The organism is uncultured Ferrovibrio sp., from assembly GCF_937960835.1.
Classification (GTDB): domain Bacteria; phylum Pseudomonadota; class Alphaproteobacteria; order Ferrovibrionales; family Ferrovibrionaceae; genus Ferrovibrio.
The window spans coordinates 58,959-85,724 of sequence record NZ_CALGPC010000002.1; the positions used below are offsets into that span (position 1 = coordinate 58,959).

Sequence of the window (26,766 nt, forward strand, 5' to 3'; positions counted from 1 at the left end):
GGTTGTCGCTGCTTTGACATGATCGGGCGTTAGACCTATACCCGGAAGCAACAGAGGCCCAGATATGCAGCAATTGGCGGAAAATCTCCAGGCCGTCCCCCCCGAGGGCGCCCCCCTGGCGCGGCCCCCGATCACGCTCAGCCCGCGCGAGCGATTCATAAACCGCGAACTGTCCTGGCTCGCCTTCAATCTGCGCGTCATGGAGGAGGCGAACAACAAACGCTACCCGCTGCTGGAACGCCTGCGCTTCCTGTCGATCTCGGCCAACAATCTGGATGAGTTCTTCATGGTCCGCGTCGCAGGCCTGTACGGCCAGATCCGCGCCGGTATCGAGGAGCATAGCCAGGACGGCCTGACACCCGCGCAGCAACTGGCGCTGATCACCCAGGACGCCACCGAGCTGATGATTAAGCAGCAGGCTTGCTGGCGCAACTTAATCCGCGAACTTGCCGAAGCTGGCATCCATGTGCTGGAGCCGCATCATCTCACTGCCGACGATCGCAAGTGGCTGGAGGATTATTTCCTCGCCCATGTCTTTCCGGTTCTGACGCCGCTGGCCATCGATCCCGCGCATCCCTTCCCGTTTATCCCCAATCTGGGTTTCGCGATGGTGATGCAGATGCGGCGGATGCGTGACGGCCGCAGCCTGAACGCGCTGTTGCCGCTGCCGAGCCAGGTCGAGCGATTCGTGCGCCTGCCAGGCGAGCATATCCGCTTTCTGTCGCTGGAGAATCTGGTCGGGCTGTTTCTCAGCAAGCTGTTTCCTGGCTACGAAATTCTGGGCTCGGGCCTGTTCCGCATCACGCGCGACAGCGATATCGAAATCGAGGAAGAGGCCGAGGATCTGGTGCGGCTGTTCGAAACAGCGCTCAAGCGTCGCCGCCGCGGCAACGTGATCCGCCTCAAGATCAACCACGACATGCCAGATGACCTGCGCAAGTTCGTTTGCGAGGAACTCGGCGTCAGCCCGGAAACGGTGATCCCCGTTGATGGCCTGCTTGGTCTTGCCGATACCAAGAAGCTGATCGTCGATGATCTGCCCGACTTGAAATTCCCGCCGTTCAGTCCGCGTTTTCCGGAGCGTATCCGCGATTTCGGCGGCGACTGCTTTGCCGCAATTCGGCACAAGGACATTGTCGTCCATCATCCGTATGAAAGCTTCGACGTAGTGGTGCAGTTCCTGCGTCAGGCGGCAGCCGATCCGCAGGTTGTGGCGATCAAGCAGACGCTTTACCGCACCTCTGATGACAGCCCGATCGTGCGCACGCTGATCGAGGCTGCGGAAGCCGGCAAGTCTGTAACGGCGCTTGTTGAGTTGAAGGCGCGTTTCGATGAGGCCGCCAACATCAAATGGGCACGCGACCTGGAGCGTGCCGGCGTCCAGGTGGTCTACGGCTTCATCGAGCTGAAAACGCATGCCAAGATTTCGCTGGTGATCCGCCGCGAGGGTGGCCAGCTCAATACCTACGCGCATTTTGGTACCGGCAATTATCATCCATACACCGCGCGCGTTTATACGGATCTGAGTTTCTTCACCGATGATCCCGAGCTCTGCCACGACGCGACCTGCCTGTTCAATTTTCTAACCGGTTATGCGGCGCCGGAGAATCTGAAGCGGGTGGCAATCTCGCCTTACACGCTGCGGCCTCGTTTGCTGGAGCTGATCACCGAGGAAATCCGTCATGCGGAAGCGGGACGGCCGGCGGCGATATGGGCCAAGATGAACAGTCTGGTTGATCCCGTTGTGATCGATGCGCTGTATCAGGCGAGCCAGGCCGGCGTGCAGATCGATCTGATCGTGCGCGGCATCTGCTGCCTGCGGCCGGGTTTGCCGGGGCTTAGCGAAACGATCCGGGTGAAGAGCCTGATCGGCCGCTTTTTAGAGCATTCGCGCATTGTCTGCTTCGGCTCTGGCCATGGCTTGCCGTCGCCGGAGGCCAAGGTTTTCATATCTTCTGCGGATTGGATGCCGCGCAATTTCGACCGCCGCGTCGAAGTGCTGGTCCCGATTGAGAATCCCACCGTGCACGAGCAGATTCTGGATCAGATCATGGTTGCCAATCTGAAGGATCAGGCACAAAGCTGGTATCTTGTCGAAGGCGATAAGTATATCCGCGCCTCGACCGATCCCGATGCTTTCAGCGCGCATACCTATTTCATGACCAACCCGAGCTTGTCTGGGCGCGGCAAGGCATTGAAGAAGCCCGAAGCAATTCCGCGCTTACAGTTGAAGACGAGCTAGGATGGCAGTCGCACAATCGGTTTACAAAAGTCTCGCCGTAACGGGCAGTTTGCCTTTTGGCGTCATCGACGTCGGGTCGAACTCCGTTCGTCTTGTCGTTTTCGATGAGCCGTCGCGCGCGCCGACGCCGATGTTCAATGAAAAGGTGCTTTGCGGCATCGGCCGCGGCTTGAGCGAAACGGGCGCGCTGGACGAGGAGGGGGCGCGTCAGGCGCTGGCCGCCATCCGTCGCTTTGTTGCCTTGGCGCGGCACATGAAGGTGCGGGCGTTGCAGATCGTGGCCACCGCTGCCGTACGCGATGCCAGCAACGGTCCCGCTTTTGTGAGGCAGATCGAACGCGACACGGGCGAGAAGGTTCGCATTCTGTCAGGTCAGGAGGAGGCAACCTATTCGGCCTATGGCGTGCTCTCCGGCATTCCCGATGCCTGCGGCGTCATCGGCGACTTGGGCGGCGGCAGTTTGGAACTGGTGGCTGTCGATGGTCTGAAGCTTGGCGACAGCGTTACGCTGCCGCTGGGGCCGCTGCGCATTGCCAATCTCGGTTCCTATGCCGTCGTGAAGGCCTATATCGACGAAAAGATCAGCGAAGTCGGCTGGCTGAAGAAGTGGAAGGGCAAGTCGCTCTATGCCGTGGGCGGTTCGTGGCGCGCCATTGCCCGCGTGCATATGGCGCAGAAGCACAGCCCCTTGCACATCATCCATCAATACTCGCTGCCGCGCGCCGAGGCGAATGACTTCACCCGCCTTCTGGCGAAGCAAAGCAAGGAATCCCTGGCCCGCGTCGAAGGCGTGCCGCGCAAACGCCAGGATGTGCTGCCGATTGCGGCTTTGGTGATGCGACGCCTGTTGAAGATGCTGGAGCCCAAAGATGTGATCTTCTCGGCCAATGGCCTGCGCGAGGGGCTGGCTTATGCCTTGCTGGATGAGCGCCAGCGCGGCGAAGATCCGCTGCTGGCTTACTGCCTCCATATGGCAAACCGTGAGGGCCGCTTTGGCGAGCATGGCGCCGAGATCGACCGATTCATTGCGCCCATCTTCGAGCGCGACACGCCGGCGCGGCAGCGCATTCGTTACGCGGCGGCAATCCTGTCGGATACCGCCTGGCGCGTGCATCCGGATTATCGCGGCGAGCAATCGCTGGGGCTGATCCTGCATGCACCTTTTGGTGCGATTTTGCAGAACGAGCGGGCACTGCTGGCGCTGATCGTATTCACGCGCTACACCGGCACTGCCAGCGATCCGGTCGCGGCGCCGGCCTGGCAGTTGCTGAACGCAGAGGAAATCCAATACGCCTTGCGCGTCGGTCTGGCGCTTCGCCTGGCTCAGACGCTATCCGGTGGCGTGCCCGGCATTCTGGCCGAGTGCAAGCTGCGGCCGAGCGGCAATGGCATCGTCCTGGAACTGCCAGCGCAGCATGCAGTGCTGGATGGTGAGGCCGTGCAGCGCCGCATGGAGGCACTGGGCAAGGCGCTGGGGCGGAGCATCGAGTTGCGCGTTGCTAAGGCGCGCTGAAGGGGGCGGCTAATCCTTCAGCCGGACCAGCTTGATCCGGCCTTTTTCGGCCGCCAGCGCCAGTTCGCCATGCTTCAGCCGCAGGGCATCCTCGCCGAAGATCTCGCGCCGCCAGCCCTGCAGGGCAGGCACATCCGCATTGTCGTCGGCCGCGATCTTGTCGAGATCGGCTGACGAGGCGATCAGCTTCTGCGCGACGTCGTGATCGTCGCATTTCATCTTGAGCAGCACTTTCAGCAATTCGACCAGCGGGCCGATACCGCGGGGCAGCTCCGGCTCGCGCTCGAGCACCGGCCAGGTCTCCTTGGGTGCCGCTAGTTTCGAGGCGATGGCGGCAAGCAGCCCTTGTCCCATCTTGCCCTCGGCAAAGCCCTTTGACAGGCCGCGCATGCGCTCCAGGTCTTCCGGAGTTTTGGGCGGATGGGCGGCGATTTCCATCAGGCTTTCGTCGCGCAGGATCCGCTGCCGCGGGATATCGCGGTTGCGCGCTTCCACTTCCCGCCAGGCGGCTGCCGCCTGCAGCACCGCCAGATACTCGCCCTTGGTGGTGCGCGGCTTGAGGCGCCGCCAGGCATTCTCGGGCGGCAGCTCATAGGTGGCGGGATCGGCCAGCACGGCCATTTCCTCGCTCAGCCACTCGGCGCGGCCGGTTTTCTCCAGGCGGGCCGACAATTTGTCGTAGATCTTGCGGAGATGCGTAACGTCCGACAGGGCATAGCGGATTTGCTTTTCGGTCAGCGGCCGGCGCGCCCAGTCGGTGAAGCGCGAGGATTTGTCGATCTGGGCGCCGGCCAGCTTGGAGGCCAGCTGTTCGTAGGAAACCTGGTCGCCGAAGCCGCAGACCATGGCCGCCACCTGGGTATCGAACAGCGGCGCGGGCACCTGGCCCATCAGTTTGGTGAAGATCTCAAGGTCCTGCCGTGCGGCATGGAATACCTTCAAAATCTTCGGGTTGCGCAGCAGCTCAAACAGCGGCTCCAGGGAGAGGCCGACGGCCAGAGGGTCGATGACGCGGGCTTCATCCGGGCCGGCCAGCTGGATCAGGCAGACCTTGGGCCAATAGGTGGTTTCCCGCATGAATTCGGTGTCCACCGTTACGTAGGTCGTCCCGGCCAGCGAGGCGCAGAATTGGGCGAGTTCGTCGGTGGTGGTGATGGGGGAGGGGTCGGCACGCATGTGCTGCCTCTTAGCATGCTCAACGCCTCAGCCCAATCCCCTCAGGGTATGCGAGGGGCGTATTTTCCGCTAGGATCGGCCTTGACTTTCCCCGTCCGACAGGGCCAGTTCCCCCTCGATTTTCGTCGGTTTTTCAGAGAGATTCCGAAGGTTATTCCATGTCCCGTTATCGCACGCATACCTGTGGCCAACTGCGTCCCAGCGAGGTCGGCGCCCAAGTCAAGCTCGCCGGCTGGGTCCATCGCAAGCGCGACCACGGCAATCTGCTGTTCATCGACCTGCGGGACCATTACGGCATCACCCAGTGCGTGGCCGAAAGCGGCTCGGAAGCCTTCAAGCAGATGGAGGCACTGCGCTCGGAATACGTTGTCAGCGTCACCGGCAAGGTGGTCGCCCGTACGCCGGAGACGGTGAACCCTAACCTGCCGACCGGCAGCATCGAGGTGGTGGTGTCTGGCATTGAAGTCCTGAGCGAAGCGCAGGAACTGCCGATGCCGGTATTCGGCGAGCAGGAATATCCGGAAGAGATCCGTCTGAAATACCGCTTCCTCGATCTGCGCCGCGAGCGCCTGCACAACAATATCGTGCTGCGCTCGAAGGTCATTTCCTCGATCCGCCGGCGCATGACCGAGCAGGGCTTCATGGAATTCCAGACGCCAATCCTGACGGCGTCCTCGCCGGAAGGCGCGCGCGACTTCCTGGTGCCGAGCCGTCTGCATCCGGGCAAGTTCTATGCGCTGCCGCAGGCGCCGCAGCAGTTCAAGCAGCTCATCATGGTCTCGGGCTTCGATCGCTATTTCCAGATCGCCCCGTGCTTCCGCGATGAGGATGCCCGCAAGGACCGCAGCCCCGGCGAGTTCTACCAGCTCGATGTCGAGATGAGCTTCGTCGAGCAGGAGGACGTCTTCAACGCCGTCGGTCCGGTGATCCATGGCGTGTTCGAGGAGTTCGCCAATGGCCGCGATTGCGGACCGAAGGACTTTCCGCGCATTCCCTATCGCGAGGCGATGCTGAAATACGGCTCCGACAAGCCTGATCTGCGCAACCCGATCATCCTGGCCGACGTGACGGAAGTGTTCCGCGGCTCGGGCTTCGGCGTATTCGCGCGCAACATCGAAAACGGCGCTGTGGTGCGCGGCATTCCGGCGCCCGGCGCAGCGTCGCGTCCGCGCAGCTTCTTCGACAAGCTCAATGACTGGGCACGTCAGGAAGGCGCGGCGGGTCTGGGCTATATCATTTTTGACAATGGGGAAGCCAAGGGGCCGATCGCGAAGTTCCTTGATGCCGATCGCATCGCGCTGCTGAAGAAGCAGGGCAACGTGAAGGACGGCGATGCCATCTTCTTCGCCTGCGACAAGGAAGCGGCGGCGGCCAAGCTGGCCGGTCAGGCGCGTCTGCGCATCGGCGACGAACTGGACATCTGCGAGAAGAACGTCTTCAAGTTCTGCTGGATCGTCGACTTCCCGATGTTCGAGTACAACGAAGACGAAAAGAAGATCGACTTCTCGCACAATCCCTTCTCGATGCCGCAGGGTGGTCTGGAAGCGCTGAACACCAAGGATCCGCTCGACATCCTGGCCTATCAGTACGACATCGTCTGCAATGGCGTGGAACTGTCTTCGGGCGCCATCCGTAACCACAAGCCCGAGATCATGTACCGTGCCTTCGAGATCGCCGGCTATGGCCCTGAAGTGGTGGAGAGCAAGTTCGGCGGCATGCTGAACGCGTTCAAGTATGGCGCCCCGCCGCACGGCGGTATCGCGCCGGGCATCGACCGTATCGTCATGCTGCTGGCCGATGAGCCAAATATCCGCGAGGTCGTGCTGTTCCCGATGAACCAGCAGGCGCAGGATCTGATGATGCAGGCGCCGAGCGAAGTGACACCGAAGCAGCTTCGCGAGCTGCATATCCGTGTCGTCGCACCTGAAGCGGACAAGAAATCGTAACGACGGAGACGGCGGAGCGGCATGCTCGATATCCTCGATTATGTCCGCTTCGCGCTGACCCTGCTCGCGATTCTCGATCCCTTCGCGGCGATCCCGGTCTTCCTGCTGCTGACCGAGGGGCGGCCGAAATCCTACCGCAATCAGACGGCGCGCGTGGCGGCCCTGGCCGTGTTTGGAGGGCTGCTGATCGCCGGCTTCTCGGGCGACGTGATTCTGCGCTTCATGGGCGCCAGTCTGCCGGCCTTTCAGGTTGGCGGCGGTATCGTGCTGTTTCTGATGTCGCTCAGCATGATCAACGCCAAGCTCAGCCCGCAGCAGCATACGCCGGAAGAGGAGGCGGAGGCATCCGACCGCGAAGCCGTCGGCGTCGTGCCGATCGCCATGCCGCTGCTGGTCGGTCCCGGCTCAATCTCGGCAATCATCATTCATGTGCAGAAGGGCGAGGGATTGGCCCATTCCGCCTTGAGCATCGCGGTGCTGGCGCTGATCTGTGTAATCGTCTGGATTGTGCTGAAGCTGGCCCAGCCGATCGGCAACCGTTTGGGGCGCACCGGGATCAACATCCTCAACCGCATTTTCGGCTTGCTGCTGGCCGCGGTAGCGGTTCAAATCTTCGCTAACGGGTTACGGGGGCTATTCCCCGCCCTCGGCTGATAAAAAGAGAGAACACGCCTCGCCATGCTGGACAAAGAAGCCGAAGCCTATCTGGCCCTCGTCAAAGCGGCCAATCGTCCCGACTACGCGACGATGACACCGGAAGCGGCGCGCAAGCTTTACAAGGACAGCCGCGGCGCCGTCACGCCGGAGCCGCCGGAAATGTCGGAGGTCGACAATATCGCCGCGCCCGGCCCGCATGGCCCGATCCCGCTGCGCTATTACCGGCCGGCCGGTGTCGACAAGAAAGAAGTGCTGCCGGTTCTGGTCTATTACCATGGGGGCGGCTGGGTGCTGGGCGATCTCGACACGCATGACGTGGTTTGCCGGATCTTGAGCACCGAGGCCCGCTGCGCGGTGATCGCGGTCGATTACCGCATGGGGCCGGAATGCAAGTTCCCGATGGCGGTAGACGATGCCTATGCCGCGGCGAAATGGGTGGCGGATGAGGCGAAGCCGCTGCGCGTCGATGCCGACAGGCTGGCAGTTGGCGGCGATTCCGCCGGCGGCAATCTGGCGGCGGTGGTCTGTCTCATGGCACGAGGCTTGGAAAACGTGCCGAAGATTGCCTATCAGCTGCTGATCTATCCCGCGACCGACATGCATATGACGACAGCCTCGCATACGAAGTTTGCCGAGGGTCATCTGCTGACGCGAGCCAGCATGGACTGGTTCCAGCAGCACTATCTGAACGGCCCCGAGGATCGGGACGACTGGCGCGCGTCTCCGCTGCACGCGAAAAGCCTGCAAGGCTTGCCGCCGGCCTACGTGCTGGTGGCCGGCCATGACCCTCTGCGCGACGAAGGCGAAGCTTATGCGATGGCGCTGAAGAAGGCTGGCGTGCCGGTGGTGTTCCGCGAGTTCGCAGGCCAGATTCATGGCTTCGTGACTTTGGGTAAAGTCATGCCGCAGGCCGGCCAGGCATTGGCTGAGATGGGGGTGGCTCTGAAGCTCGCCTTCGGGCAGTAATATCTACTCTCGCCCGAGTACCAGCACCCATAGATCGCGGCGAAAATCTTCGCGGTCACTGAGACGGCTGCCGCCCAGTTCGACGATGCTGGGATCGAGCAGATTGCGGCGGTGGCCTTCGCTGTTCATCCACAGCCGTACCACCTCGGACGGATCGCAGAGGCAAAGTGCGATATTCTCGGCTGCATTGCGGAAACGATAACCAGCCTGGTGCAGCCGCCTGCGCAGATCGCCGCCGTCGCAGCCTTCATGGCTGAGCTTGCCACAGGTTTGCAGATCGGCGGCATGAGCTAACGCCGCCTCCGCCAAACGGTCGCTCCATCGCAGCAACGCAAGATTATGGGTGGCGCGGGTTGCGTTCACTGCGGCAAGAAGCTGGTTCTGCCAGCTGGTTTCAGCGGCTGCGCTGCCTCCCATCAACAGAGAGCAGAGCAACAATATGGGGAACAGGTTCGGGCCTGAACAATCCTAATCATGCGCCGATTTGCTGCTTCATCCGAGGCAGGCTAGCCGAGCGATGGTCAACACAAAATCCCCTGGCGGCCAAATAAAACCCCGACGCACTTCTGTGCGCCGGGGCTTCTTCTGGAGGAGAGAACTGTGAACTAAGGCTTACGAGCAGCCCGTGGTCGAGCCGCAGCTATCGCATTTCAGACAGGTGCCGTTGCGCACCAGCGTGAAGTTGCCGCATTCGGGGCAGGCATCGCCCTCGTAGCCCTTCATGCGGGCTTCGGCGATGCGCTCCATCACCTTGCTGCTGGTGCTCACCGTCACCGCCGTTTCGGCGGAGACCGACATCATCGGACCATCAGTGCCGGTGGCCTGCAGCTCGGCCGTCGGCGCGCGGTTCTGGCCGCCCTTCAGCACGTAAAGGTTCGAGCGGATATAGCCGGTGGAGGCGACCTTGATCACTTCCTCGACCTGTTCGACCTCCTTCATCGGCGCCTGCTTGGCGCCCAGCGCGTCGTGGCGCAGATCGTCGGGCTGCACATGGGCGAGATCGGTGCGGCCGAGATAGCTGATCGCCAGTTCGCGGAAGACGTAGTCGAGAATCGACGTCGCCATTTTGATGACGTCGTTGCCTTCCACCATGCCCGAGGGCTCGAAGCGGGTGAAGGTGAAGGCATCGACGAATTCTTCCAGTGGCACGCCGTACTGCAGTCCGATGGAGATCGCGATGGCGAAGTTGTTCATCAGGCTGCGGAAGGCGGCGCCTTCCTTGTGCATGTCGATGAAAATCTCGCCCAGCTTGCCGTCGTCATATTCGCCGGTGCGCAGATATACCTTGTGCCCGCCGACGATCGCCTTCTGGGTGTAACCCTTGCGGCGCAGCGGCAGCTTCAGACGGCCGGCAACATGCTTCTCGACGATGCGCTCGGCAATGACCTGGGCGCGCTGGGCGGAGGGCGCATCTGCCAGCTGCTCGGCGAGGCCTTCATCGTCGCTGTCATCCTCCAGCACCTGCGCCTGCAGCGGCTGGCTCAGCTTAGAGCCATCGCGATAGAGCGCAATCGCCTTGCAGCCCAGCTTCCAGGCCAGCATGTAGGCCTGCTTGCAGTCATCAACAGTGGCAAGGTTCGGCATGTTGATGGTCTTGGAAATCGCGCCCGTGATGAAGGGCTGCGCCGCCGCCATCATGCGGATATGGCTTTCCGCCGAGAGGAAGCGCTTACCGTCCTTGCCGCAGGGATTGGCGCAATCGAAAACCGGCAGATGCGCATCGCGCAGATGCGGCGCGCCTTCCACCGTCATGGCGCCGCAGCAATAAAGGTTTGCCGCGGCGATTTCCTGGCTGCTGAAGCCCAGCGCTGACAGCAGGTCGAAGCTGGGATCGTCAAGCTGGGCATCGGTGAAGCCAAGGCTCTTGCAGAAATCTGCACCTACCGTCCAGCGGTTCAACACGAACTTGATGTCGAAGGCGCCGCGCAGGTTCTTCTCCACCTTCGCAATCACCTCGTCGGTGAAGCCCTTGGCCTTCAGCGTCTCGTGGTTGACGCCAGGCGCGCCCTTCAGGGTGCCATGGCCGACCGCGTAGTCGACGATATCCTTGATCTGTGCATCCGTGTAGCCCAGCGTCTTGAGTGCCAGCGGTACGGTACGGTTGATGATCTTGAAGTAACCGCCGCCAGCGAGCTTCTTGAACTTCACCAGCGCGAAGTCCGGCTCGATGCCGGTGGTATCGCAGTCCATCACCAGACCGATGGTGCCGGTCGGCGCGATCACGCTGACCTGAGCGTTGCGGTAGCCATGTTGCTGGCCAAGCTCGAGTGCCAGATCCCAGGCCGCCTCGGCGGCGCCGAGCAGGGCAGCATCGGGACAGCTTGCATGATCCAGCGGCACCGGCGGCGTGGTCACGCCTTCATAGCCGAAATGATCGCCCTGGGCGGCGCGGCGGTGATTGCGGATCACACGCAGCATGTTTTCCGCATTCGGCGCATAGCCGGGGAAGGCGCCGAGTTCGCCCGCCATCTCGGCCGAGGTGGCGTAGGCAATACCGGTCATCAGCGCAGTGATGGCGCCGCAAAGCGCGCGGCCGGCATCAGAGTCGTAAGACAGGCCACACGACATCAGCAGCGCGCCCAGATTGGCATAACCCAGGCCAAGCGTGCGGAACTTGTAAGACAGCTCAGCGATCTCGCGGCTCGGAAACTGCGCCATCATCACGCTGATTTCCAGCGTGATGGTCCACAGCCGCACGGCGTGCTGGAAGCCCTCGACGTCGAAGCTGCCGTCGTCCTGACGGAAGCACATCAGGTTCAGCGAGGCGAGGTTGCAGGCCGTATCGTCCAGAAACATGTATTCCGAGCAGGGATTGGACGCGTTGATGCGGCCATCCGCCGGACAGGTATGCCAGTCGTTGATGCTGGTATCGAACTGAATGCCCGGATCGGCCGAAGCCCAGGCCGCATAGCCGATGCGCTCCCACAGGTCGCGGGCCTTCACCGTTTTCGCCACCTTGCCGTTGCCGCGGAAGGTGAGGTTCCAGTTGCCGTCCTGCTCGACGGCACGCAGGAACTCGTCCGAGACGCGGACGGAGTTATTCGAGTTCTGGCCCGAGACCGAGAGATACGCTTCCGAATCCCAATCCGTGTCATAGGTCGGGAATTCGATCTCAGTATAGCCCTGCTTGGCGAACTGGATGACGCGCTGGATGTAGTTCTCCGGGATCATCGCCTTGCGGGCGGCGACGATCTCGCGGCGCAACTGCACATTCTTCTTCGGATCAAAGCGGTCATCGCCAGAGCCGAGTTGGCAGGCTTTCATGATCAGGTTGAGGTGCTTGTTGGCCAGCTTGGAGCCGGCAACCAGCGCCGCAACCTTTTGCTCCTCGACCACCTTCCAGTCGATGAACTGCTCGATATCGGGATGGTCGATATCGCAGATCACCATCTTGGCAGCGCGGCGTGTCGTGCCGCCCGACTTGATCGCGCCGGCGGCGCGGTCGCCGATTTTCAGGAAGCTCATCAGGCCCGACGATTTGCCGCCGCCGGACAGCTTTTCGCCTTCGGCGCGCAGCTTCGAGAAATTGCTGCCGGTGCCGGAGCCGTATTTGAACAGGCGCGCTTCGCGCACCCACAGATCCATGATGCCGCCCTCGTTGACGAGGTCGTCCTGCACCGATTGGATGAAGCAGGCATGCGGCTGCGGATGCTCATAGGCCGAACTGGACTTGGTCAGCTTTCCGGTCTTGTAGTCGACGTAATAGTGGCCCTGCGCCGGGCCGTCGATGCCATAGGCCCAATGCAGGCCGGTATTGAACCATTGCGGCGAGTTCGGCGCGGCGATCTGGGCCGCCAGCATGAACCGCATCTCATCATAATAGGCGCGGGCATCTGCTTCCGAATCGAAATAACCGCCCTTCCAGCCCCAATAGGCCCAGGTGCCGGCCAGACGGTCGAAAACCTCGCGGCCGCTGGTTTCCTGGGTGGTGCGGTCCTGCGGCTGCAGCGACTCAAGTGCCTCGGTATCAGCCTCGCGGCGCCAGAGGAATTCGGGGACATCCTCTTCCGGCACCGGCTTCAGCGCGACCGGGACGCCGGCGCGGCGGAAATACTTCTGGGCCAGCACGTCGGCGGCCACCTGCGACCAGCCAGCGGGCACTTCCAGCTGATCCAGCTTGAACACCACGCTGCCATCCGGATTGCGGATTTCGCTCGTCGTGGTCTTCCACTCCAGACCTGCATAAGCGTCTTCGCCTGCGATGGTGAAATGCCGCTGAATACGCATGGTGATTCTTTCCCCGCCGTACTAAGTCGCCCAATGAAATCAATGTGTTGTGGTCTAATGAGGCGACTGAAGAAGGGTGAAAAGCCCAACATCTAGCGCCATCTCGCCGCAACGGCCCTAAATGTAGGTGAACGCGCCGGGACGAGCAAACACGAAATCTGCTACATATCGCCCGACGAGACATTGACAGGGATTTGCCATATTCCCCTGCTCAATATGACTCGTTGAGTTATTCAGGATTCGCTCATGCGCCGCTTTCTTGCCGCCACCGTGATTTTTTTTACGGCCGTTTTCGTCTTGCCGGCTGCCGCGGCCCCGGACAAGGCGACGCGGGAGGCGGCTGAGCGGCTGATGACCACCATCGGCTTGGAAAAGCGGGTCGATACCATGGTCCAGCTTTATCTGACCTTCCTGCCAACCGAGACGCCAGCGCAGCAGGCCCGCGCCGAAAGCTTGCGCCAGCGGGCGCCGGGCGCAGGCCAGCGCTTTCGCGGCTCGGTGGTCAATGCCGCCGTGCAGAGCTACAGCAAATCGGAGATCGACGCGCTGGACGCCTATTTCGCCAGCGGGGAGGGGCAGCGCCTGCTGACCACCGCCATCACCCGAGCCGTCCTGGGGCTGGGCCAGAAGGGGCAGGTGCGGGCGAACGACATCCTGCGGCCGGAAGACCTGCCGCGCGACAACCCCGCCCTGCAGGCAGCCGCGGCGAAATACCCGGCTTTCGAAACGGCGGCCAAGCGTGAACTGGAGCGCGAATTCGCCCAGGAAATCGCGCTGATTACAGCACGTTAAGTGATCCTGCCCGCCCGCTGCGAGGCTTGCCCGGCGGGGGCGGGAATGCCATAGTCCGGCCGAATTTCGGCCCGGATTCCGGTTGAGGTAAATCCCATGAGTCTTATCGGCACCAAGCTCTACACCTGGTGGAAGGGCGAATTCGTCGGCCAGGACAAGTTTGGCAACCGCTATTTCCGCGAGAAGGGCGGGCGCAAGCGCTGGGTCATCTATAATGGCAAGCCGGAGGCCTCCAAGGTTCCGCCGGAATGGCACGCCTGGCTGCATTATACGACGGATGACGCCCCGATCGGCGGCATCGAGCGGAAGCCCTGGCAGAAGGAGCATGTGCCGAACCTGAGCGGCACGCCCTACGCCTATCGTCCGCAGGGCAGTGTCGCCAAGGGCGGTCAGCGCCCGGCGGCGACCGGCGATTACGAAGCCTGGCGGCCGGAATAACGGCCACCTGGAGCTGACAGGAGAGAGGGCAGCAATGAACGGCAATCTGGTTGAAACCCTGATCGGCGCGGTCGTGCTGGCAGTGGCCCTGTTCTTCCTCGGCTTCGCCTATACCAAGACCGGGTTCGGCAATGCCGGCCTGTCGGGTTACGAGCTGCATGCACGCTTCAACCGTGCCGATGGCCTGGTCGTCGGCGGCGATGTGCGCCTGTCCGGCATCAAGATCGGCACGATTACTCGCCAGACGCTCGATCCGAAGACCTATACTGCGGTGGTCACCTTCTCTGTCGATAGCCGCTACGAACTGCCGGAGGACACGGCTGTGAAGGTTGCCTCCGAGGGGCTGCTGGGCGGCAACTATCTGTCCATCGAGCCGGGCGGCAGCGACGTGATGCTGAAGGCCGGCCAGGAAGTGAAGTACACGCAGGGTTCGGTCAACCTGATGGATCTGATCGGTCAGGCGATCTTCAGCGCCACCGGCGCCGGCAATAGCGGCAAGGGGCAGGAGGGCGGCGAGACCGAATTGTCTCCGCTGCCGAAGTAATCCATTCAATTGCGCGTAGCCCTGTGGCTGTAATTCGGCGCTTCCTCATCGCGACGGCATTGCTGGCCACGGCGCCTGCGGTGGCGCAGGTCCCAGACAATACGCCGCAATATCCGTCCAATCCGATGCCGATCGCCGTGCTGCAGGGATTGGATAAGATCACCGCACGCATCTACACCTTCGAGGCGCCGGTCGATCAGACCATTGGCTTTGGCACGCTCAAAGTCACGGTGCGGACCTGCCGCAAGCGGCCGCCGGAATATCCGCCGGAAAGCGCAGCCTATCTCGAAATCGTTGAAGAGCGGCCGGAGCAGGAGCCGCTCGAGCGCTTCCACGGCTGGATGTTCGCCTCAAGCCCGGGGCTCAATCCGCTGGAGCATCCCGTCTACGATGTCTGGCTGATCGATTGCAGAACCAGGTCGGACGGCGCATCGGGCGGCAAGCCGTAGAAGTCAGCGCGGCGCGGCAGCGCGTCGAAGAGCATATCTAGGTATTTCTCGCGCGGCACTTCGATGGCACCGAACTGCATCAGGTGCGGCGTCACGAACTGGGTATCCAGCAAGACGAAGCCGCCCGCGATCAGGCGACCGACCAGATGCACCAATGCCACCTTCGAGGCATCGGTGGCGCGGCTGAACATGCTTTCGCCGAAGAAGGCCGCTCCCAGCTTCACCCCGTAAAGCCCGCCGACGAGGTTCTCGCCATCCCAGCATTCGACGCTATGCGCAAAGCCAAGCCGGTGCAGCTGGATATAGGCGTGGCGGATGGTTTCGTTAATCCAGGTGTTGCGGCGCTGGGGATGATCGGCGGGCGCGGCGCAGGCCGCAATGACGGCGGCAAAATCCTGATCCACGGTGATGCGGAAACGACCGGCGCGCACCGTGCGCGCAAGCTTGCGCGGGACATGGAAGCTGTCCAGCGGCAGGATGCCCCGGCGCTGCGGATAGACCCAGAAATATCCGGGGTCGTCGGCGCTGTCGGCCATCGGGAAATAGCCGCGCGCATAAGCCTGGAGCAGCAACTCGGGCGTCAGCGGTTCGGGGCGGGTGCTCACCATTTGCACATGAGCTTAGCGCGGCGAACGCGCCGCGCCAGTCCCGCCATCGAACCTATCCTTGCCGGGCGATAAACTCTTCCAGCCAGTGGATGTCGTAGGCGCCGTTAACGAAGTCGGGCTCGTTGATCAGCGCAAGATGCAGTGGAATGGTGGTTTCCAGCCCGCCGATCGCATACTCCTCCAGCGCCCGGCGCAGCCGCATCAGACATTCATTGCGGTTGGTACCGTGGACGATCAGCTTGCCAATCAAGCTGTCGTAATGCGGCGGAATCTGATAGCCGGCATAGAGCGCGCTATCGACGCGTACGCCCAGACCGCCGGGCACGTGATATTCGGTAACGCGGCCGGGCGAGGGCGCAAAGGTGCGCGGATTCTCGGCGTTGATGCGGCATTCGATGGCGTGGCCGTTGAACTTGATGTCGTCCTGCGTGTAGCCGAGCGGCGCGCCATCAGCGACGCGGATCTGCTCGCGCACGAGATCGAGGCCGGTGATCATCTCGGTCACTGGATGCTCCACCTGCAGGCGGGTATTCATCTCGATGAAATAGAACTGGCCGTTCTCGTACAGGAACTCGATGGTGCCGGCGCCGCGATAGCCGAGTTTGGCGATGGCATTGGCGGCAATCTGGCCGATCTGGGCACGCTGATCGTCATTCAGTGCCGGCGAGCGGGCTTCTTCCAGCACCTTCTGGTGGCGGCGCTGCAGCGAGCAATCGCGTTCGCCCAGATGCACGGCATTGCCATGACTGTCGCCGAAGATCTGCATTTCGATGTGACGCGGCCGGGCGAGATATTTCTCGACATAGACCGAGTCATTACCGAAAGCGTTGCGCGCCTCGTTGCGTGCCTGGGCCAAAGCCGGGCCGAATTCGTCAGGCGAACGGACCACTTTCATGCCGCGGCCGCCACCGCCCGCAGTGGCCTTGATCAGCACCGGGTAGCCCATGTCATCGGCCAGCTTTCGACCCTGGGCTTCGGATTCGATGGCGCCGTCGGAACCTGGCACCACCGGCAGGCCAAGATCCTTCGCCACCTGCTTGGCGGTGATCTTGTCGCCCATCATCTTGATGTGCTCGGGCGTCGGCCCGATGAAGGCGATGCCATGCGCCTCGACGATCTCGGCGAACTTGGCGTTCTCGGACAGGAAGCCGTAACCCGGATGGATCGCGTCCGCGCCGGTGATTTCGGCAGCCGCGATGATGGCGGGAATGTTCAGATAACTCTGGCTGGAGGGCGGCGGGCCGATGCAGACGGACTCATCGGCGATGCGGACATGCATGGCATCCGCATCCGCGGTGGAATGCACCGCCACGGTGCGAATGCCCATCTCGCGGCAGGCACGGTGAATGCGAAGCGCGATCTCGCCGCGATTGGCGATCAGCACCTTGTCGAACATGGGCAATCCGATCCCTTATTCGATGATCAGCAGAGGCTGGCCGAATTCGACCGGCTGCTGATTCTCGATCAGGATTTTCGAGATCCGGCCACCCTTGGGCGCCGTGATCGGGTTCATGGTCTTCATCGCCTCAACGATCAGAAGCGTCTGACCGGCATTGACGGTATCGCCCAGCTTGACGAAGGGCGCAGCGCCCGGTTCCGGCGCGACATAGACGGTGCCGACCATCGGCGACTTCACCGCGCCGGGATGGTTGGAATAGTCGACCTCGCCACCTGAGGCACCGGCGCTGGCACCAGCAGCGGCAGGCGCCGCCGCAGCGGTCGGGGCAGGGGCAAAGGCCGGAGCAGCGGCGTAGACCGCGCCGCCCTTGGTAACCCGTACCTTCAGCGGACCTTCGCTCCATTCAATCTCGGTCAGGCCGGTCTCGTTCAGCAACTCGGCCAGGTCGCGGATCATCTGCTGGTCAACGCGGCTGGCGCTGGGCTTGCCGTTCTTTTCCTTCGGCGCGGACGCCATGGGAGAACTCCTCTATTCGAATGCGAATCGTTATCGCGAAGATGCGGGATTCAGATGGTTTCGGCCAGCGCTTCCAGCGCCAAGACATAACCCTTCGGGCCAAAGCCGCAGATCACGCCTTTCGCAGCCAGCGAAATATAGGAGTGATGGCGGAAGCTCTCGCGCCGGAAGATATTGGACAAATGGACTTCGACAACCGGTTTCTCGGCGGCATTCAAGGCATCCAGCATGGCAACCGAGGTATGCGTGTAGGCGCCGGCATTGATGACGATTCCGGCCGCCTTGCTGCGCGCCTCCTGGATCCAGTCGACCAGCTCACCCTCATGGTTGCTCTGGCGGAAATCGATGGCCAGGCCGAGACGGCTGCCGGCCGCGCGGCAAAGCTTCTCGACATCGGCCAGGGTTTCCTTGCCGTAAATGGTCGGCTCGCGCAGCCCCAGCATGTTGAGGTTTGGCCCGTTCAGCACGTAAACGACCGGCAGCGAACCTTTACGCTCGCCCGATTTCGGCTGTTTCCGTTGCTGCGCCATGAGTCCTGCCATTCCGTCCGACTTGAGCGCCTTGCCGTACACTATCGCATTGAACGGGGCAACCCGTTGATTGAATAGGCGCGCTATCTGAGCGCAGGCCAGAAAGACTGGTTTGTGTTCCGGGTATGTTTCACGTGAAACATAACCCGGATGGCGAAGAGCAGGGGACGCGCATAGACGCCCTGTATCCTAGTGCAGGTAGAATTAATTAACTAGAATCATATTGAATTTAATATATCTTCAAGTAGAATTAACCAATGGAAACGCCTAAAAATCAATATATTTTAACGCGACCCGAAGCGCAGTAACTCTAAACCTATGGTTAATCCCGTCAATGGGCGCGCAGCGCTTGTCCTTCTCTCCCGGATGGTCTCCAACCAGACCAGCCAAGGGAAGACGCTGGCTGAGCAGCTACTGCCGTCGTCTTCGCAGCAGAAGCAGCAGAACAAGGCTCAGCGGCCGCAACTGCGTCTGGACCGGCCACTTCTCGATACCGACCTGATCGCCGCGCTGGAGGCTTCCCGCCGCGCCGAGAGCCGGCGGCACAGCGATGCTGAGCCTTTGCCGCGTTTCCGTAGCCCTGCCGCCCCACCGCATCCTGTGAAGCCGGGACCCGGGGCGCCGAGCACTGGGACACCAAATTCTGCGACACCAGGCATTGAGGCGCCGAGCGCGCCATCGCCGGGTAGCCCGACTCCGGCTACGACGCCGCCGGATACGACGGCTCCAACGGACACCTCCGCTCCGACGCCTGATTCTGGCGTGCCGGCAGATACGGCTGGCGCCGATCCGACGCTACCACCATCGCCATCTGAGACGCCGCCGGCCGCCGGCGTTTCCACGCCCGTCAATACCAATACGGCGCCGGTTAGCGCGCGGACACTGGATGCGCTGAGCGCACTGCGCGACGTGTTCGACCGCATTGCCAGCGCCGGGAGCAGCAATGATCGTGACAGCGCTCTGGTCACCAGCCTGTCGGGATTCCTGCAGAGCTTCGCACAAACGGTCGGCAATGCGCGCGGCGGGGAGATTCTTGGCGATATCGTGGGCCGTATTGAAACCAGCGTGATCGGACAGGGCGGGTTCGAATTCGCCGATTACTGGCGCGACCCGCAGCTATTCCGCAATCTGAGCGATGGCTTGCGGCAGTTCGCTGCGGCGACCAACCGCGCAGCAGCCGATGCCTTGCGCGACGTGATCATCCGCGTCGGCGACAAGCGGCTTACCGATGCCAATCCGAACAACAACAATCTGCAGCCGCTGGCTTCGGCGATTAGTCGTCTGGGGCGCGCCCTGAAGGGCGAAACCGCGGGGATGGCAGCGCTGCAAAGCTTCCTCGACCGGCTGCCGACGCCAGCCAATACGGCCCGCGATTTCCGCCGCTATGCGGGTGAGATTGTCGGGCTGCTGAGTGAGACGCTGGCCGATCTGCGAGCCGGCGCCGACATGCCCACCAGACTTCTGGCGACGATCGATGCCATTGGGGCTTTAGCCGATCTGGCGCATCAGGGCGACGACTGGCTGCGCAACAGTGCGATCCAGAGTCTGCAGTCGATCATGGCTGAGGCGGCGCCAGCCGCGGCATCGCTGACTGTCACCGCGCGCGCCGCACAGGCCTATCAGGATAACCCGACGGATACCGCGGCGCTGTCTGCGGATCTTTCCGCGTAAGGCTGTCGCAACGGTCATCATTCCGGGCGGACGGCATTGCCAAAGCCGTTCTGGCTGGTTAAGTCGGGTACATGACTGACGATAGCCGTCCCTCCGAAGCTGCCCCCCGCCTGCATGCCGAAATCAATCCGGTCACCCCGTTCCAGCAGAATTGCTCGCTGATCTGGTGCCCGGAGACGATGCGCGGCGCGCTGGTCGATGCCGGCGGCGAGCCGCAGCAATTGCTGGAAGCGGCAAAGCGCCGTGGCGTGACCCTTGAGAAGCTGCTGGTCACCCATGGCCATCTCGATCATGCCGGCGCGGTGATGGATATTGCCGAGCAGCTCGATCTGCCCATCGAAGGGCCGCATGAGGACGACAAATTCTGGATCGATGGCATGCCGCAGGCGGCCAAGCAGTACGGCTTCCCGCCCTGCCGCAGCTTCACGCCGACGCGCTGGCTGAAAGACGGCGACGTTGTCGAGGTTGGCAATCTGAAGCTGGATGTCGTGCATTGCCCCGGCCATACGCCGGGCCATGTCGTCTTCGTGCATCGGCTGTCGCGGGTGGCGCTGGTGGGGGACGTTCTGTTCCAGGGCTCCATCGGCCGCACAGATTTCCCGCGCGGCAATCACGCCGATTTGATCCGCTCGATCCGCGAGAAACTGTTCCCGCTCGGTGACGACATTACCTTTGTCCCCGGCCATGGCCCGCTTTCCACCTTCGGTCAGGAGAGGGCGACCAACCCTTTCGTTTCTGATCGCGCGCTGGGAATAGCGTAAGACAGCCGCAAGGCAGCGCAGGAGTCTTTGCTGCCGAGCTTCCAATTGTCATGCCCGGGCTCGGGCATCTCTACGCCGAAAAGCAACACCCTCGGAGTTGGAACTCCGAGGGTGCAGCAGGTTTGGCACGTCGGTAATGAAGCAACCCCGATCTTACGGCCCGGTGTATTTCACCACCTTCTGATCGATGGCGCCGAAGATCGACTTGCCGTCGCGGTCGAACATCTCGATGCGCACGCGGTCACCGAATTTCATGAACGGCGTCTTCGGCTTGCCTTCGTTGATCGTCTCGATCATGCGGATCTCGGCCAGGCAGGAGAAGCCCTTCGAGGCATCGCGGTTCGACACCGTGCCGCTGCCGACGATGCAGCCGGCGCGCAGGTTACGCGTCTTGGCGGCATGGGCGATCAGATCGGCGAGGCTGAACTGCATGTCGGTGCCCGCATCGGGCTCGCCGAACTTCTTGCCGTTCAGATGCGTCACCAGCGGGCGGCAGACCTTGGAATCCCGCCAGTCGGGGCCAAGTTCATCGGGTGTTACCGCCACCGGCGAAAAAGCGGTGGATGGCTTGCCATGGAAGAAGCCGAAGCCCTTGGCGAGTTCGTTGGGAATAAGGCCGCGCAGCGAGACGTCGTTGACCAGCATCAGCAGCTTGATATGCCCAGCGGCATCCTTCGCCGAAATGCCCATCGGCACGTCATCGGTGATTGCGGCCACTTCGCCTTCCATGTCGATGCCGTAAGCCTCGTCGGCCACCGGGATGTCGGCAGTGGGCGGCAGGAAGTCGTCCGAGCCGCCCTGATACATCAGCGGATCGTGCAAAAATTCCGGCGGCATCTGCGCGCCGCGCGCCTTGCGCACCAGTTCGACATGATTGAGATAGGCCGAACCGTCGCACCATTGATAGGCACGGGGAAGGGGCGAGGCGAGCTTGTCCGGATCGTAGGCAATGGCATTGCCGATCTCGCCCTTGTTCAGCGCATCTGAAATCTGCTGCAGCTTCGGCGCGCTGATCGCCCAGCTGTCCAGGGCCATCTGCAATGTCGGCAGCAGGTTATCGACCGGCAGCATCCGGGTCAGATCCCGGCTGACAACGCAAAGGCGGCCATCGCGGCCATGCCGCAGCGAGGCTAGTTTCATCGGTGTTTATCTCCTGAACGCTTAGATACTCCCACGAGCGTGGGAAGCAAAAACTGAAGACTAGGTCCCCGCATGTGCGGGGACGCCAGCTGATGTTTGCGATTATTCCGCGGCCTGCTTGAAGCCTTCCGGGTTCCAGGTGCCGACATAGCCCTTGAACTCGACGCTCTCGGCGGCGGGCGCGACATCCAGCGCATCGCGGGTGTCGAGCATCACGGCGACTTCGTCGGTCTCCTTCCGCGCAGCCTTGGCGCCGGTGGCGAAAGCCTTGGGATGCGGGCCATGCGGGAAGCCGCAGGGATGCAGGGTGATCATGCCGGGATGGATATTGTCGCGGCTGAAGAACTGGCCCTGATGGTAGAAGATCACCTCGTCATAATCGTCGTTGTTGTGGAAGAAAGGCACCTTCAGCGCTTCGGGATCGCTCTCGATCGGACGCGGCACGAAGGTGCAGACAACGAAGCGCGATGCCAGGAAGGTGGTATGCGCCGAAGGCGGCAGGTGATAGCGGTGGCTCATCAGCGGCCGGATGTCGCGCCAGTTCAGCTTCACCGCGGTGAGATCGCCCTTCCAGCCGACCACATCCAGCGGGTTGAAAGGATAGGTGACGGTGGAGAGCTGGTCGCGCCGCTTGATCACCACGCGCCAGGCTTTGCCGCCGCTCACCGGGCCCTTCTGCTGCTGCGCCTTGAAGGCTTCGTCAATCTCCGGAATCCGCAGTACGGCGGGGTCGAAGATCGCATGCGGACCAAGCAGCCCCTTGTCGGGCAGGCGATAGCTGTCGTTGGTCGCTTCGATCAGCAGGAACTTGCTGGGGCTGCGGGGCTCAAGGCGCCACATGGTGCCGCGCGGCAGCATGATGTAGTCGCCTTCCGTGTAGGAGAAATGCCCGAAGTCGCAGAACAGCTCGCCTTCGCCATCATGAACGAAAAGCAGCTCGTCGCCGTCACCGTTGCGGACCAGGTGATCCATCGTCTCGGTCATCAGCATGTGACGGTATTTCACATGGGCATTGCCGAGCAGCAGCTTGGCCTTCCACGGGCAACTGACGGCATCGGCGAACTTCGCCGTATCAAAGGCCCGCGGCTTCAGCGGGCCTTCCCAGTCGATCCAGCCGGTCGGCGGGTTCTGGTGATAGAGATGGGCCGCTGGACCGAAGAAACCCTCCTTGCCCATCTCACGTTCATAAGTGCCTTCGGGCAGGGCGACATGGGCCTGGCGCGAGGCCACCCCCGCGCTGTGGGTCATCGGAATCCATGTCTTGGCCATGGCGTTTTTCTCCTTACTGCTTATTGAACTGCTATTGACGCTTATGCGTTCGGCTTGAGCACACCGCGGCGGATCTGATCGAGCTCAATGGACTCGAACAGCGCCTTGAAGTTGCCCTCGCCGAAACCTTCGTTGCCTTTACGCTGGATGATCTCGAAGAAGATCGGACCAATTACATTCTCGGTGAAGATCTGCAGCAGCAGGCCCTGATTCTGGGTCGGTGCGCCGTCGATCAGGATCTGCAGCTCCTTGAGGCGGGCAAGATCCTCGTTATGGCCAGGTACACGGTCCGGCACCTGGTCGTAATAGGTGTCGAGCGTCGACTGGAACGGCACGTCGCGGCCGCGCAGGCTGCTGACGGTGCTGTAGATGTCGTCGGTGCCGAGCGCGACGTGCTGGATGCCTTCGCCATGATAGGCATTCAGGTATTCGGCAATCTGCGACTTGTCGTCGGAGCTCTCGTTGATTGGGATGCGGATCTTGCCGCAGGGGCTGGTCATGGCCTTCGACTTCAGGCCGGTCAGCTTGCCCTCGATGTCGAAATACTTGATCTCACGGAAATTGAACAGGCGTTCATAGAACTCCGCCCATTCCGCCATGCGCCCGCGATGCACATTATGGGTGAGGTGATCGACATAGGTCAGACCGACGCCTTTCGGATTGCGCTCGGCGCCCTTGATCGGCACGAAGTCCACATCGTAGATGGTGCCACGCGAACCATAGCGGTCGACCAGATAGATCAGGCTGTCGCCGATACCCTTGATCGCCGGGATCGCCAGTTCCATCGGGCCGACATGCGGCTCGACGCCCCAGGCGCCGAGTTCGCGGGCGCGCTTATAGGCCTTGGCGGCATCCTTGACCCGGAAGGCCATGGCACAGATAGACGGACCGTGGATGCGGGCGAAGCTCTGGGCGAAGCTTTCCGGCTCGGCATTGAGGATGAAATTGATGTCGCCCTGACGATAGAGCGTGACGTTCTTGGAACGATGCCTGGCAACAGCAGAGAAACCCATCCGCTCGAACAGGGCGGCCAGCTTGGCGGGTTCCGGGGCGGCATATTCGATGAATTCAAAGCCGTCCGTGCCCATCGGATTATCGAAGAGATCGGCCATTGGGATATCCTCCCGTTTGGATTTGCGATTGCGGATGATAATAGTTACAATTGAAACTAATTTCAAGGGCGCCGGATTCTGCGGGCGGGAAGCGAATGGGTAAGATTGGATCGACAAAAGAAACGCTCATTCTTGAGCATTTCCTGCCTTACCGACTTTCGGTCGTGACGAACCGGATCAGCGGTGCACTCTCACGGCATTATGCGGCCCGGTTTGGCATCAGCATTCCCGAATGGCGGGTGATCGCCAATCTCGGCCGGCATCCTGATCTGACGGCAAATGAAGTCGCCGAGCGTTCGGCGATGGACAAGGTCACAGTCTCCCGCGCGGTGGCGGCATTGGAAGAAAAGGGATTGCTAGACCGTGTCCGCGATGCGGGCGACAAGCGCAAGTCGCGGCTGTCGCTTTCGGCAAAAGGGCTTCAGGTCTATGGCGAGATTGCGCCGCTGGCGCTCGGCTTTGAGCGTGACCTGCTCACTGCCCTGACACCCGATGAGGTGGCGCAGCTGAACCGCATCATCGACAAGCTGACCAAGCGGATGAACGAGATGCCGGAATCCAGCTAAGATTTAGGCAGACGATTCGCCAGGGAGGAAGCAAATGTCTGCTGATGATGCGCTGTTCGAAATTGGCATGCCCATCCGCCGCGCCGTGCTGGGGGCTGATTACGTCGATGAGTCGATGGCCAAGGCCGACGATTTCATGATGGCATTCCAGCGCGCCACCACGGCCTGGGCCTGGGGGTGGGCCTGGGGCAATCCGGTGCTGGACCGCAAGCAGCGCAGCCTGATGAACATCGCGATGCTGACCGCTATGGGTAAGCCGCATGAGCTGAAGCTGCATGTCAAAGGCGCGCTGAACAACGGCCTAACCGTGGAGGAGATCAAGGCCGCACTGCTGCATGCCACCGCCTATTGCGGCATTCCCGCCGGACTGGAAGCCTTCCGGGCGGCGCATGAGGTGCTGGTGAAAGAGGGGGCGATCCCCGCGCCAAAGGCCGGGTAGCGCTACGTTCTTCAGGAGCCTGAAGCTTCCTCGGACGCCGTCACGGCCTGTTTCTGCTTGGCGGCGATCTGGGCTTCGAAACGGGCTTTGCCGCGGCGATGGACAATGAACAGCACGATGCCGACGGTGATGAAGATCCCGAGCATGATCAACCCGAAATCCTTGGCGATGTTGCCGAGCACTGCCTCGAAGGCGACGCCGAGCAGATAGCCAGCCCAGCAGAAGGCATTCGCCCACAGGCCGGCGGCGACGAAGTTCAGCACGGCAAAGCGCGGCCACGAGATCATGCTCATGCCCATGGCAAGCGACGAGAAGTTGCGCACGCCATAGATGAAGCGGAAGCTGAGGATGAAGCCGACATGGTATTTGTGCAGCATGTCGAGCGCGACGTTGACGCCGCCCTGCAGCTTGGGGAAGCGTTTGAGCAGGCGGTGGCCGTATCGGCGTCCGACCAGGAAGTAGAGCTGATCGCCTGAAAAGCTGCCCAGCCAGGCCGCCGCAATCAGCCAGTACATGTGCAACAGGCCTTGGCTGGCTGCTGCGCCGGCAAAGATCACAAATGTCTCGCCTTCCAGGAAGGTCCAGATGAACGTGATGAGATAGAACCAGTCCTGGTATCGCTCGATCAGTTGATAGATATCGATATCCACGGGGCGGCCGGTTTTTCTCTGGGCGTTAGATCAGGCCGGCAAGCGGCGAGGAGGGATCGGCATAACGTTTCTTCGGCATGCGCCCCGCCAGATAGGCAAGGCGGCCGGCTTCGATCGCCAGCTTCATCGCCCGCGCCATGCGGATCGGGTCCTTGGCCTCGGCGATGGCGGTGTTCATCAGCACGCCGTCGCAGCCAAGCTCCATTGCCACCGCAGCATCGGACGCCGTGCCGACGCCGGCATCGACCAGCACCGGCACTTTGGCGTTCTCGATGATCAGCCGGATATTCACCGGGTTCTGGATGCCGAGGCCTGAGCCAATCGGTGCGGCCAGCGGCATAATCGCGCAGGCGCCGAGGTCTTCCAGCTTCTTCGCCGCGATCGGATCGTCGGCGCAGTAAACCATGACATCGAAGCCTTCCTTCACCAGCAGCTTGGTGGCCGCCAGCGTCTGCTCCATGTCGGGATAGAGGCTCTTCTGGTCGCCCAGCACTTCCAGCTTGACCAGTTTCCAGCCGCCGGCCTCGCGTGCCAGCCGCAGGGTGCGTACGGCCTCCTCGGCGGTGTAGCAGCCGGCGGTATTCGGCAGATAGGTGTATTTCTTGGGGTCGACGTAGTCGACCAGCATCGGCTGCTTGGGGTCGGTGACATTCACCCGGCGAACCGCCACCGTGACGATCTCGGCGCCTGAGGCCTCGATGGCCAGCTTGGTCTGCTCGAAATCCTTGTATTTCCCCGTGCCGACCAGCAGGCGCGACCGGAAGCGGCGGCCGGCGACTTCAAAATAGTCGTCTGCAACCGCACCGAGGGGGGCGTTGCCGCCGCCGATGAAATGCACGATCTCGATCTGGTCGCCGTCGGAGAGGCGGGTGGCGTCATAAGCCGAGCGGGGCACGATCTCGCGATTCAGCTCGATGGCGATTTTACGCATATCCAGATCAAGCTTCGCGAGAAGCTCCGCCACCGTCGCCGTGCCCGCCATGTCGCGGGTCTCGCCATTGATCGTTAACCGCATGTTGGCCACCCTGAACGCTCCTTTCGAACCTGACAGGACAGATGGGGTCCGAAAGGAGGGCCGACAATAGAGCGCGTGCACCCGGACCGGCAACCCTTACGTTCGTCCAAATCCGGCCCAAGGCTTTGTAATGCCAAGCC

25 protein-coding genes are annotated in these 26,766 nt (G+C 62.0%); 13 read left to right on the forward strand and 12 right to left on the reverse strand.

Features of this window, described 5'->3' with window-relative positions:
- Positions 1–64 precede the first annotated feature (64 nt).
- Together Q0603_RS01160 and Q0603_RS01165 are read left to right on the forward strand one after the other, a co-directional pair.
- Positions 65–2,242 (forward strand): RNA degradosome polyphosphate kinase, encoded by a 2,178-nt coding sequence (locus Q0603_RS01160; protein WP_298720790.1) that lies wholly within the window; start codon positions 65–67, stop codon positions 2,240–2,242.
- Between the two features lies 1 nt (position 2,243).
- A complete protein-coding gene (locus tag Q0603_RS01165) occupies positions 2,244–3,755 on the forward strand; it encodes a Ppx/GppA family phosphatase (protein ID WP_298720793.1) in 1,512 nt (503 codons plus the stop codon).
- 9 nt (positions 3,756–3,764) lie between these two features.
- On the opposite strand, the gene rnd is transcribed toward Q0603_RS01165, so the two are convergent.
- A complete protein-coding gene (gene rnd, locus Q0603_RS01170; RefSeq protein WP_298720799.1) occupies positions 3,765–4,931 on the reverse strand; it encodes a ribonuclease D in 1,167 nt (388 codons plus the stop codon).
- A gap of 158 nt (positions 4,932–5,089) precedes the next feature.
- Here rnd and aspS point away from each other — a divergent pair, with 158 nt between their 5' ends.
- Genes aspS through Q0603_RS01185 form a run of 3 tightly spaced genes read left to right on the forward strand, consistent with a single transcriptional unit; the run spans position 5,090 to position 8,500 of the window.
- Positions 5,090–6,877 carry an aspartate--tRNA ligase gene (gene aspS / locus Q0603_RS01175; RefSeq protein WP_298720801.1) on the forward strand — a complete coding sequence of 596 codons (1,788 nt, stop codon included), beginning with the start codon at positions 5,090–5,092 and terminating at the stop codon, positions 6,875–6,877.
- A 21-nt stretch (positions 6,878–6,898) separates the two neighbouring features.
- Positions 6,899–7,531: a MarC family protein gene (locus Q0603_RS01180; protein ID WP_298720804.1), complete on the forward strand. Its 633-nt coding sequence runs from the start codon at positions 6,899–6,901 to the stop codon at positions 7,529–7,531.
- Between the two features lie 24 nt (positions 7,532–7,555).
- Positions 7,556–8,500 (forward strand): alpha/beta hydrolase, encoded by a 945-nt coding sequence (locus Q0603_RS01185; protein ID WP_298720807.1) that lies wholly within the window; start codon positions 7,556–7,558, stop codon positions 8,498–8,500.
- A gap of 3 nt (positions 8,501–8,503) precedes the next feature.
- Here Q0603_RS01185 and Q0603_RS01190 read toward each other — a convergent pair whose 3' ends face one another.
- Both Q0603_RS01190 and Q0603_RS01195 read right to left on the reverse strand, forming a co-directional pair.
- Positions 8,504–8,917 carry a CAP domain-containing protein gene (locus tag Q0603_RS01190; protein WP_298720810.1) on the reverse strand — a complete coding sequence of 138 codons (414 nt, stop codon included), beginning with the start codon at positions 8,915–8,917 and terminating at the stop codon, positions 8,504–8,506.
- Between the two features lie 195 nt (positions 8,918–9,112).
- Positions 9,113–12,727: a vitamin B12-dependent ribonucleotide reductase gene (locus tag Q0603_RS01195; protein ID WP_298720814.1), complete on the reverse strand. Its 3,615-nt coding sequence runs from the start codon at positions 12,725–12,727 to the stop codon at positions 9,113–9,115.
- Positions 12,728–12,973: 246 nt separating this feature from the next.
- Between Q0603_RS01195 and Q0603_RS01200 the strand changes: the two genes are divergently transcribed.
- The 4 genes from Q0603_RS01200 (at position 12,974) to Q0603_RS01215 (ending at position 14,950) form a co-directional block, all read left to right on the forward strand.
- The gene (locus Q0603_RS01200; protein WP_298720817.1) at positions 12,974–13,519 is read left to right on the forward strand and encodes a hypothetical protein; all 546 of its coding nucleotides are present in this window, start codon (positions 12,974–12,976) and stop codon (positions 13,517–13,519) included.
- A gap of 96 nt (positions 13,520–13,615) precedes the next feature.
- Positions 13,616–13,957, forward strand: coding sequence for an NADH:ubiquinone oxidoreductase subunit NDUFA12 (locus Q0603_RS01205; protein WP_298720820.1), 342 nt, complete (start codon positions 13,616–13,618; stop codon positions 13,955–13,957).
- Between the two features lie 34 nt (positions 13,958–13,991).
- Positions 13,992–14,501 (forward strand): outer membrane lipid asymmetry maintenance protein MlaD, encoded by a 510-nt coding sequence (gene mlaD, locus Q0603_RS01210; protein ID WP_298720823.1) that lies wholly within the window; start codon positions 13,992–13,994, stop codon positions 14,499–14,501.
- Between the two features lie 23 nt (positions 14,502–14,524).
- Positions 14,525–14,950 (forward strand): DUF2155 domain-containing protein, encoded by a 426-nt coding sequence (locus Q0603_RS01215; protein ID WP_298720826.1) that lies wholly within the window; start codon positions 14,525–14,527, stop codon positions 14,948–14,950.
- On the opposite strand, the gene aat is transcribed toward Q0603_RS01215, so the two are convergent.
- The 4 genes from aat to aroQ are packed head-to-tail and all read right to left on the reverse strand — an operon-like array spanning position 14,887 to position 18,003.
- Positions 14,887–15,558, reverse strand: coding sequence for a leucyl/phenylalanyl-tRNA--protein transferase (aat, locus tag Q0603_RS01220; RefSeq protein WP_298720829.1), 672 nt, complete (start codon positions 15,556–15,558; stop codon positions 14,887–14,889). The two genes, Q0603_RS01215 and aat, sit on opposite strands and share 64 nt — an antisense overlap.
- A gap of 52 nt (positions 15,559–15,610) precedes the next feature.
- Positions 15,611–16,954 (reverse strand): acetyl-CoA carboxylase biotin carboxylase subunit, encoded by a 1,344-nt coding sequence (gene accC, locus Q0603_RS01225; RefSeq protein WP_298720832.1) that lies wholly within the window; start codon positions 16,952–16,954, stop codon positions 15,611–15,613.
- A gap of 15 nt (positions 16,955–16,969) precedes the next feature.
- The gene (gene accB / locus Q0603_RS01230; protein ID WP_298720834.1) at positions 16,970–17,473 is read right to left on the reverse strand and encodes an acetyl-CoA carboxylase biotin carboxyl carrier protein; all 504 of its coding nucleotides are present in this window, start codon (positions 17,471–17,473) and stop codon (positions 16,970–16,972) included.
- A gap of 50 nt (positions 17,474–17,523) precedes the next feature.
- On the reverse strand, positions 17,524–18,003 hold the full coding sequence (gene aroQ, locus Q0603_RS01235) for a type II 3-dehydroquinate dehydratase (RefSeq protein WP_298720839.1): 480 nt from the start codon (positions 18,001–18,003) through the stop codon (positions 17,524–17,526).
- A gap of 762 nt (positions 18,004–18,765) precedes the next feature.
- On the opposite strand from aroQ, the gene Q0603_RS01240 reads away from it, so the two are divergent.
- Together Q0603_RS01240 and Q0603_RS01245 are read left to right on the forward strand one after the other, a co-directional pair.
- The gene (locus tag Q0603_RS01240; RefSeq protein WP_298720842.1) at positions 18,766–19,674 is read left to right on the forward strand and encodes a hypothetical protein; all 909 of its coding nucleotides are present in this window, start codon (positions 18,766–18,768) and stop codon (positions 19,672–19,674) included.
- Positions 19,675–19,745: 71 nt separating this feature from the next.
- On the forward strand, positions 19,746–20,435 hold the full coding sequence (locus Q0603_RS01245) for an MBL fold metallo-hydrolase (protein ID WP_298720845.1): 690 nt from the start codon (positions 19,746–19,748) through the stop codon (positions 20,433–20,435).
- 153 nt (positions 20,436–20,588) lie between these two features.
- Here Q0603_RS01245 and Q0603_RS01250 read toward each other — a convergent pair whose 3' ends face one another.
- The 3 genes from Q0603_RS01250 to hppD form a co-directional block, all read right to left on the reverse strand.
- The gene (locus Q0603_RS01250) at positions 20,589–21,575 is read right to left on the reverse strand and encodes a fumarylacetoacetate hydrolase family protein (protein ID WP_298720848.1); all 987 of its coding nucleotides are present in this window, start codon (positions 21,573–21,575) and stop codon (positions 20,589–20,591) included.
- Positions 21,576–21,677: 102 nt separating this feature from the next.
- Positions 21,678–22,844, reverse strand: coding sequence for a homogentisate 1,2-dioxygenase (locus Q0603_RS01255; protein ID WP_298720851.1), 1,167 nt, complete (start codon positions 22,842–22,844; stop codon positions 21,678–21,680).
- Between the two features lie 41 nt (positions 22,845–22,885).
- Positions 22,886–23,956, reverse strand: a complete 1,071-nt coding sequence (gene hppD, locus Q0603_RS01260; RefSeq protein ID WP_298720854.1) for a 4-hydroxyphenylpyruvate dioxygenase — start codon at positions 23,954–23,956, stop codon at positions 22,886–22,888.
- A gap of 95 nt (positions 23,957–24,051) precedes the next feature.
- On the opposite strand from hppD, the gene Q0603_RS01265 reads away from it, so the two are divergent.
- Positions 24,052–24,522 (forward strand): MarR family winged helix-turn-helix transcriptional regulator, encoded by a 471-nt coding sequence (locus Q0603_RS01265; protein ID WP_298720857.1) that lies wholly within the window; start codon positions 24,052–24,054, stop codon positions 24,520–24,522.
- Between the two features lie 34 nt (positions 24,523–24,556).
- Positions 24,557–24,961 (forward strand): carboxymuconolactone decarboxylase family protein, encoded by a 405-nt coding sequence (locus Q0603_RS01270; protein WP_298720860.1) that lies wholly within the window; start codon positions 24,557–24,559, stop codon positions 24,959–24,961.
- A gap of 11 nt (positions 24,962–24,972) precedes the next feature.
- On the opposite strand, the gene Q0603_RS01275 is transcribed toward Q0603_RS01270, so the two are convergent.
- The gene (locus tag Q0603_RS01275; protein ID WP_298720863.1) at positions 24,973–25,611 is read right to left on the reverse strand and encodes a DedA family protein; all 639 of its coding nucleotides are present in this window, start codon (positions 25,609–25,611) and stop codon (positions 24,973–24,975) included.
- 25 nt (positions 25,612–25,636) lie between these two features.
- Positions 25,637–26,626 (reverse strand): sulfur carrier protein ThiS, encoded by a 990-nt coding sequence (gene thiS / locus Q0603_RS01280; protein WP_298720866.1) that lies wholly within the window; start codon positions 26,624–26,626, stop codon positions 25,637–25,639.
- Positions 26,627–26,766 lie beyond the last annotated feature (140 nt).

Bases quoted from the DNA above. Each gene is read 5' to 3' on its own strand.
- rnd (WP_298720799.1), bottom strand. From the start codon at position 4,931: ATGCGTGCCGACCCCTCCCCCATCACCACCACCGACGAACTCGCCCAA.
- aroQ (WP_298720839.1), bottom strand. From the start codon at position 18,003: ATGGCGCAGCAACGGAAACAGCCGAAATCGGGCGAGCGTAAAGGTTCG.
- Q0603_RS01180 (WP_298720804.1), top strand. From the start codon at position 6,899: ATGCTCGATATCCTCGATTATGTCCGCTTCGCGCTGACCCTGCTCGCG.
- accC (WP_298720832.1), bottom strand. From the start codon at position 16,954: ATGTTCGACAAGGTGCTGATCGCCAATCGCGGCGAGATCGCGCTTCGC.
- Q0603_RS01160 (WP_298720790.1), top strand. From the start codon at position 65: ATGCAGCAATTGGCGGAAAATCTCCAGGCCGTCCCCCCCGAGGGCGCC.
- Q0603_RS01245 (WP_298720845.1), top strand. From the start codon at position 19,746: ATGACTGACGATAGCCGTCCCTCCGAAGCTGCCCCCCGCCTGCATGCC.
- Q0603_RS01250 (WP_298720848.1), bottom strand. From the start codon at position 21,575: ATGAAACTAGCCTCGCTGCGGCATGGCCGCGATGGCCGCCTTTGCGTT.
- hppD (WP_298720854.1), bottom strand. From the start codon at position 23,956: ATGGCCGATCTCTTCGATAATCCGATGGGCACGGACGGCTTTGAATTC.
- Q0603_RS01165 (WP_298720793.1), top strand. From the start codon at position 2,244: ATGGCAGTCGCACAATCGGTTTACAAAAGTCTCGCCGTAACGGGCAGT.
- aspS (WP_298720801.1), top strand. From the start codon at position 5,090: ATGTCCCGTTATCGCACGCATACCTGTGGCCAACTGCGTCCCAGCGAG.
- Q0603_RS01200 (WP_298720817.1), top strand. From the start codon at position 12,974: ATGCGCCGCTTTCTTGCCGCCACCGTGATTTTTTTTACGGCCGTTTTC.
- aat (WP_298720829.1), bottom strand. From the start codon at position 15,558: ATGGTGAGCACCCGCCCCGAACCGCTGACGCCCGAGTTGCTGCTCCAG.
- Q0603_RS01205 (WP_298720820.1), top strand. From the start codon at position 13,616: ATGAGTCTTATCGGCACCAAGCTCTACACCTGGTGGAAGGGCGAATTC.
- mlaD (WP_298720823.1), top strand. From the start codon at position 13,992: ATGAACGGCAATCTGGTTGAAACCCTGATCGGCGCGGTCGTGCTGGCA.
- Q0603_RS01190 (WP_298720810.1), bottom strand. From the start codon at position 8,917: ATGGGAGGCAGCGCAGCCGCTGAAACCAGCTGGCAGAACCAGCTTCTT.
- Q0603_RS01185 (WP_298720807.1), top strand. From the start codon at position 7,556: ATGCTGGACAAAGAAGCCGAAGCCTATCTGGCCCTCGTCAAAGCGGCC.
- thiS (WP_298720866.1), bottom strand. From the start codon at position 26,626: ATGCGGTTAACGATCAATGGCGAGACCCGCGACATGGCGGGCACGGCG.
- Q0603_RS01255 (WP_298720851.1), bottom strand. From the start codon at position 22,844: ATGGCCAAGACATGGATTCCGATGACCCACAGCGCGGGGGTGGCCTCG.
- Q0603_RS01195 (WP_298720814.1), bottom strand. From the start codon at position 12,727: ATGCGTATTCAGCGGCATTTCACCATCGCAGGCGAAGACGCTTATGCA.
- Q0603_RS01265 (WP_298720857.1), top strand. From the start codon at position 24,052: ATGGGTAAGATTGGATCGACAAAAGAAACGCTCATTCTTGAGCATTTC.
- Q0603_RS01270 (WP_298720860.1), top strand. From the start codon at position 24,557: ATGTCTGCTGATGATGCGCTGTTCGAAATTGGCATGCCCATCCGCCGC.
- accB (WP_298720834.1), bottom strand. From the start codon at position 17,473: ATGGCGTCCGCGCCGAAGGAAAAGAACGGCAAGCCCAGCGCCAGCCGC.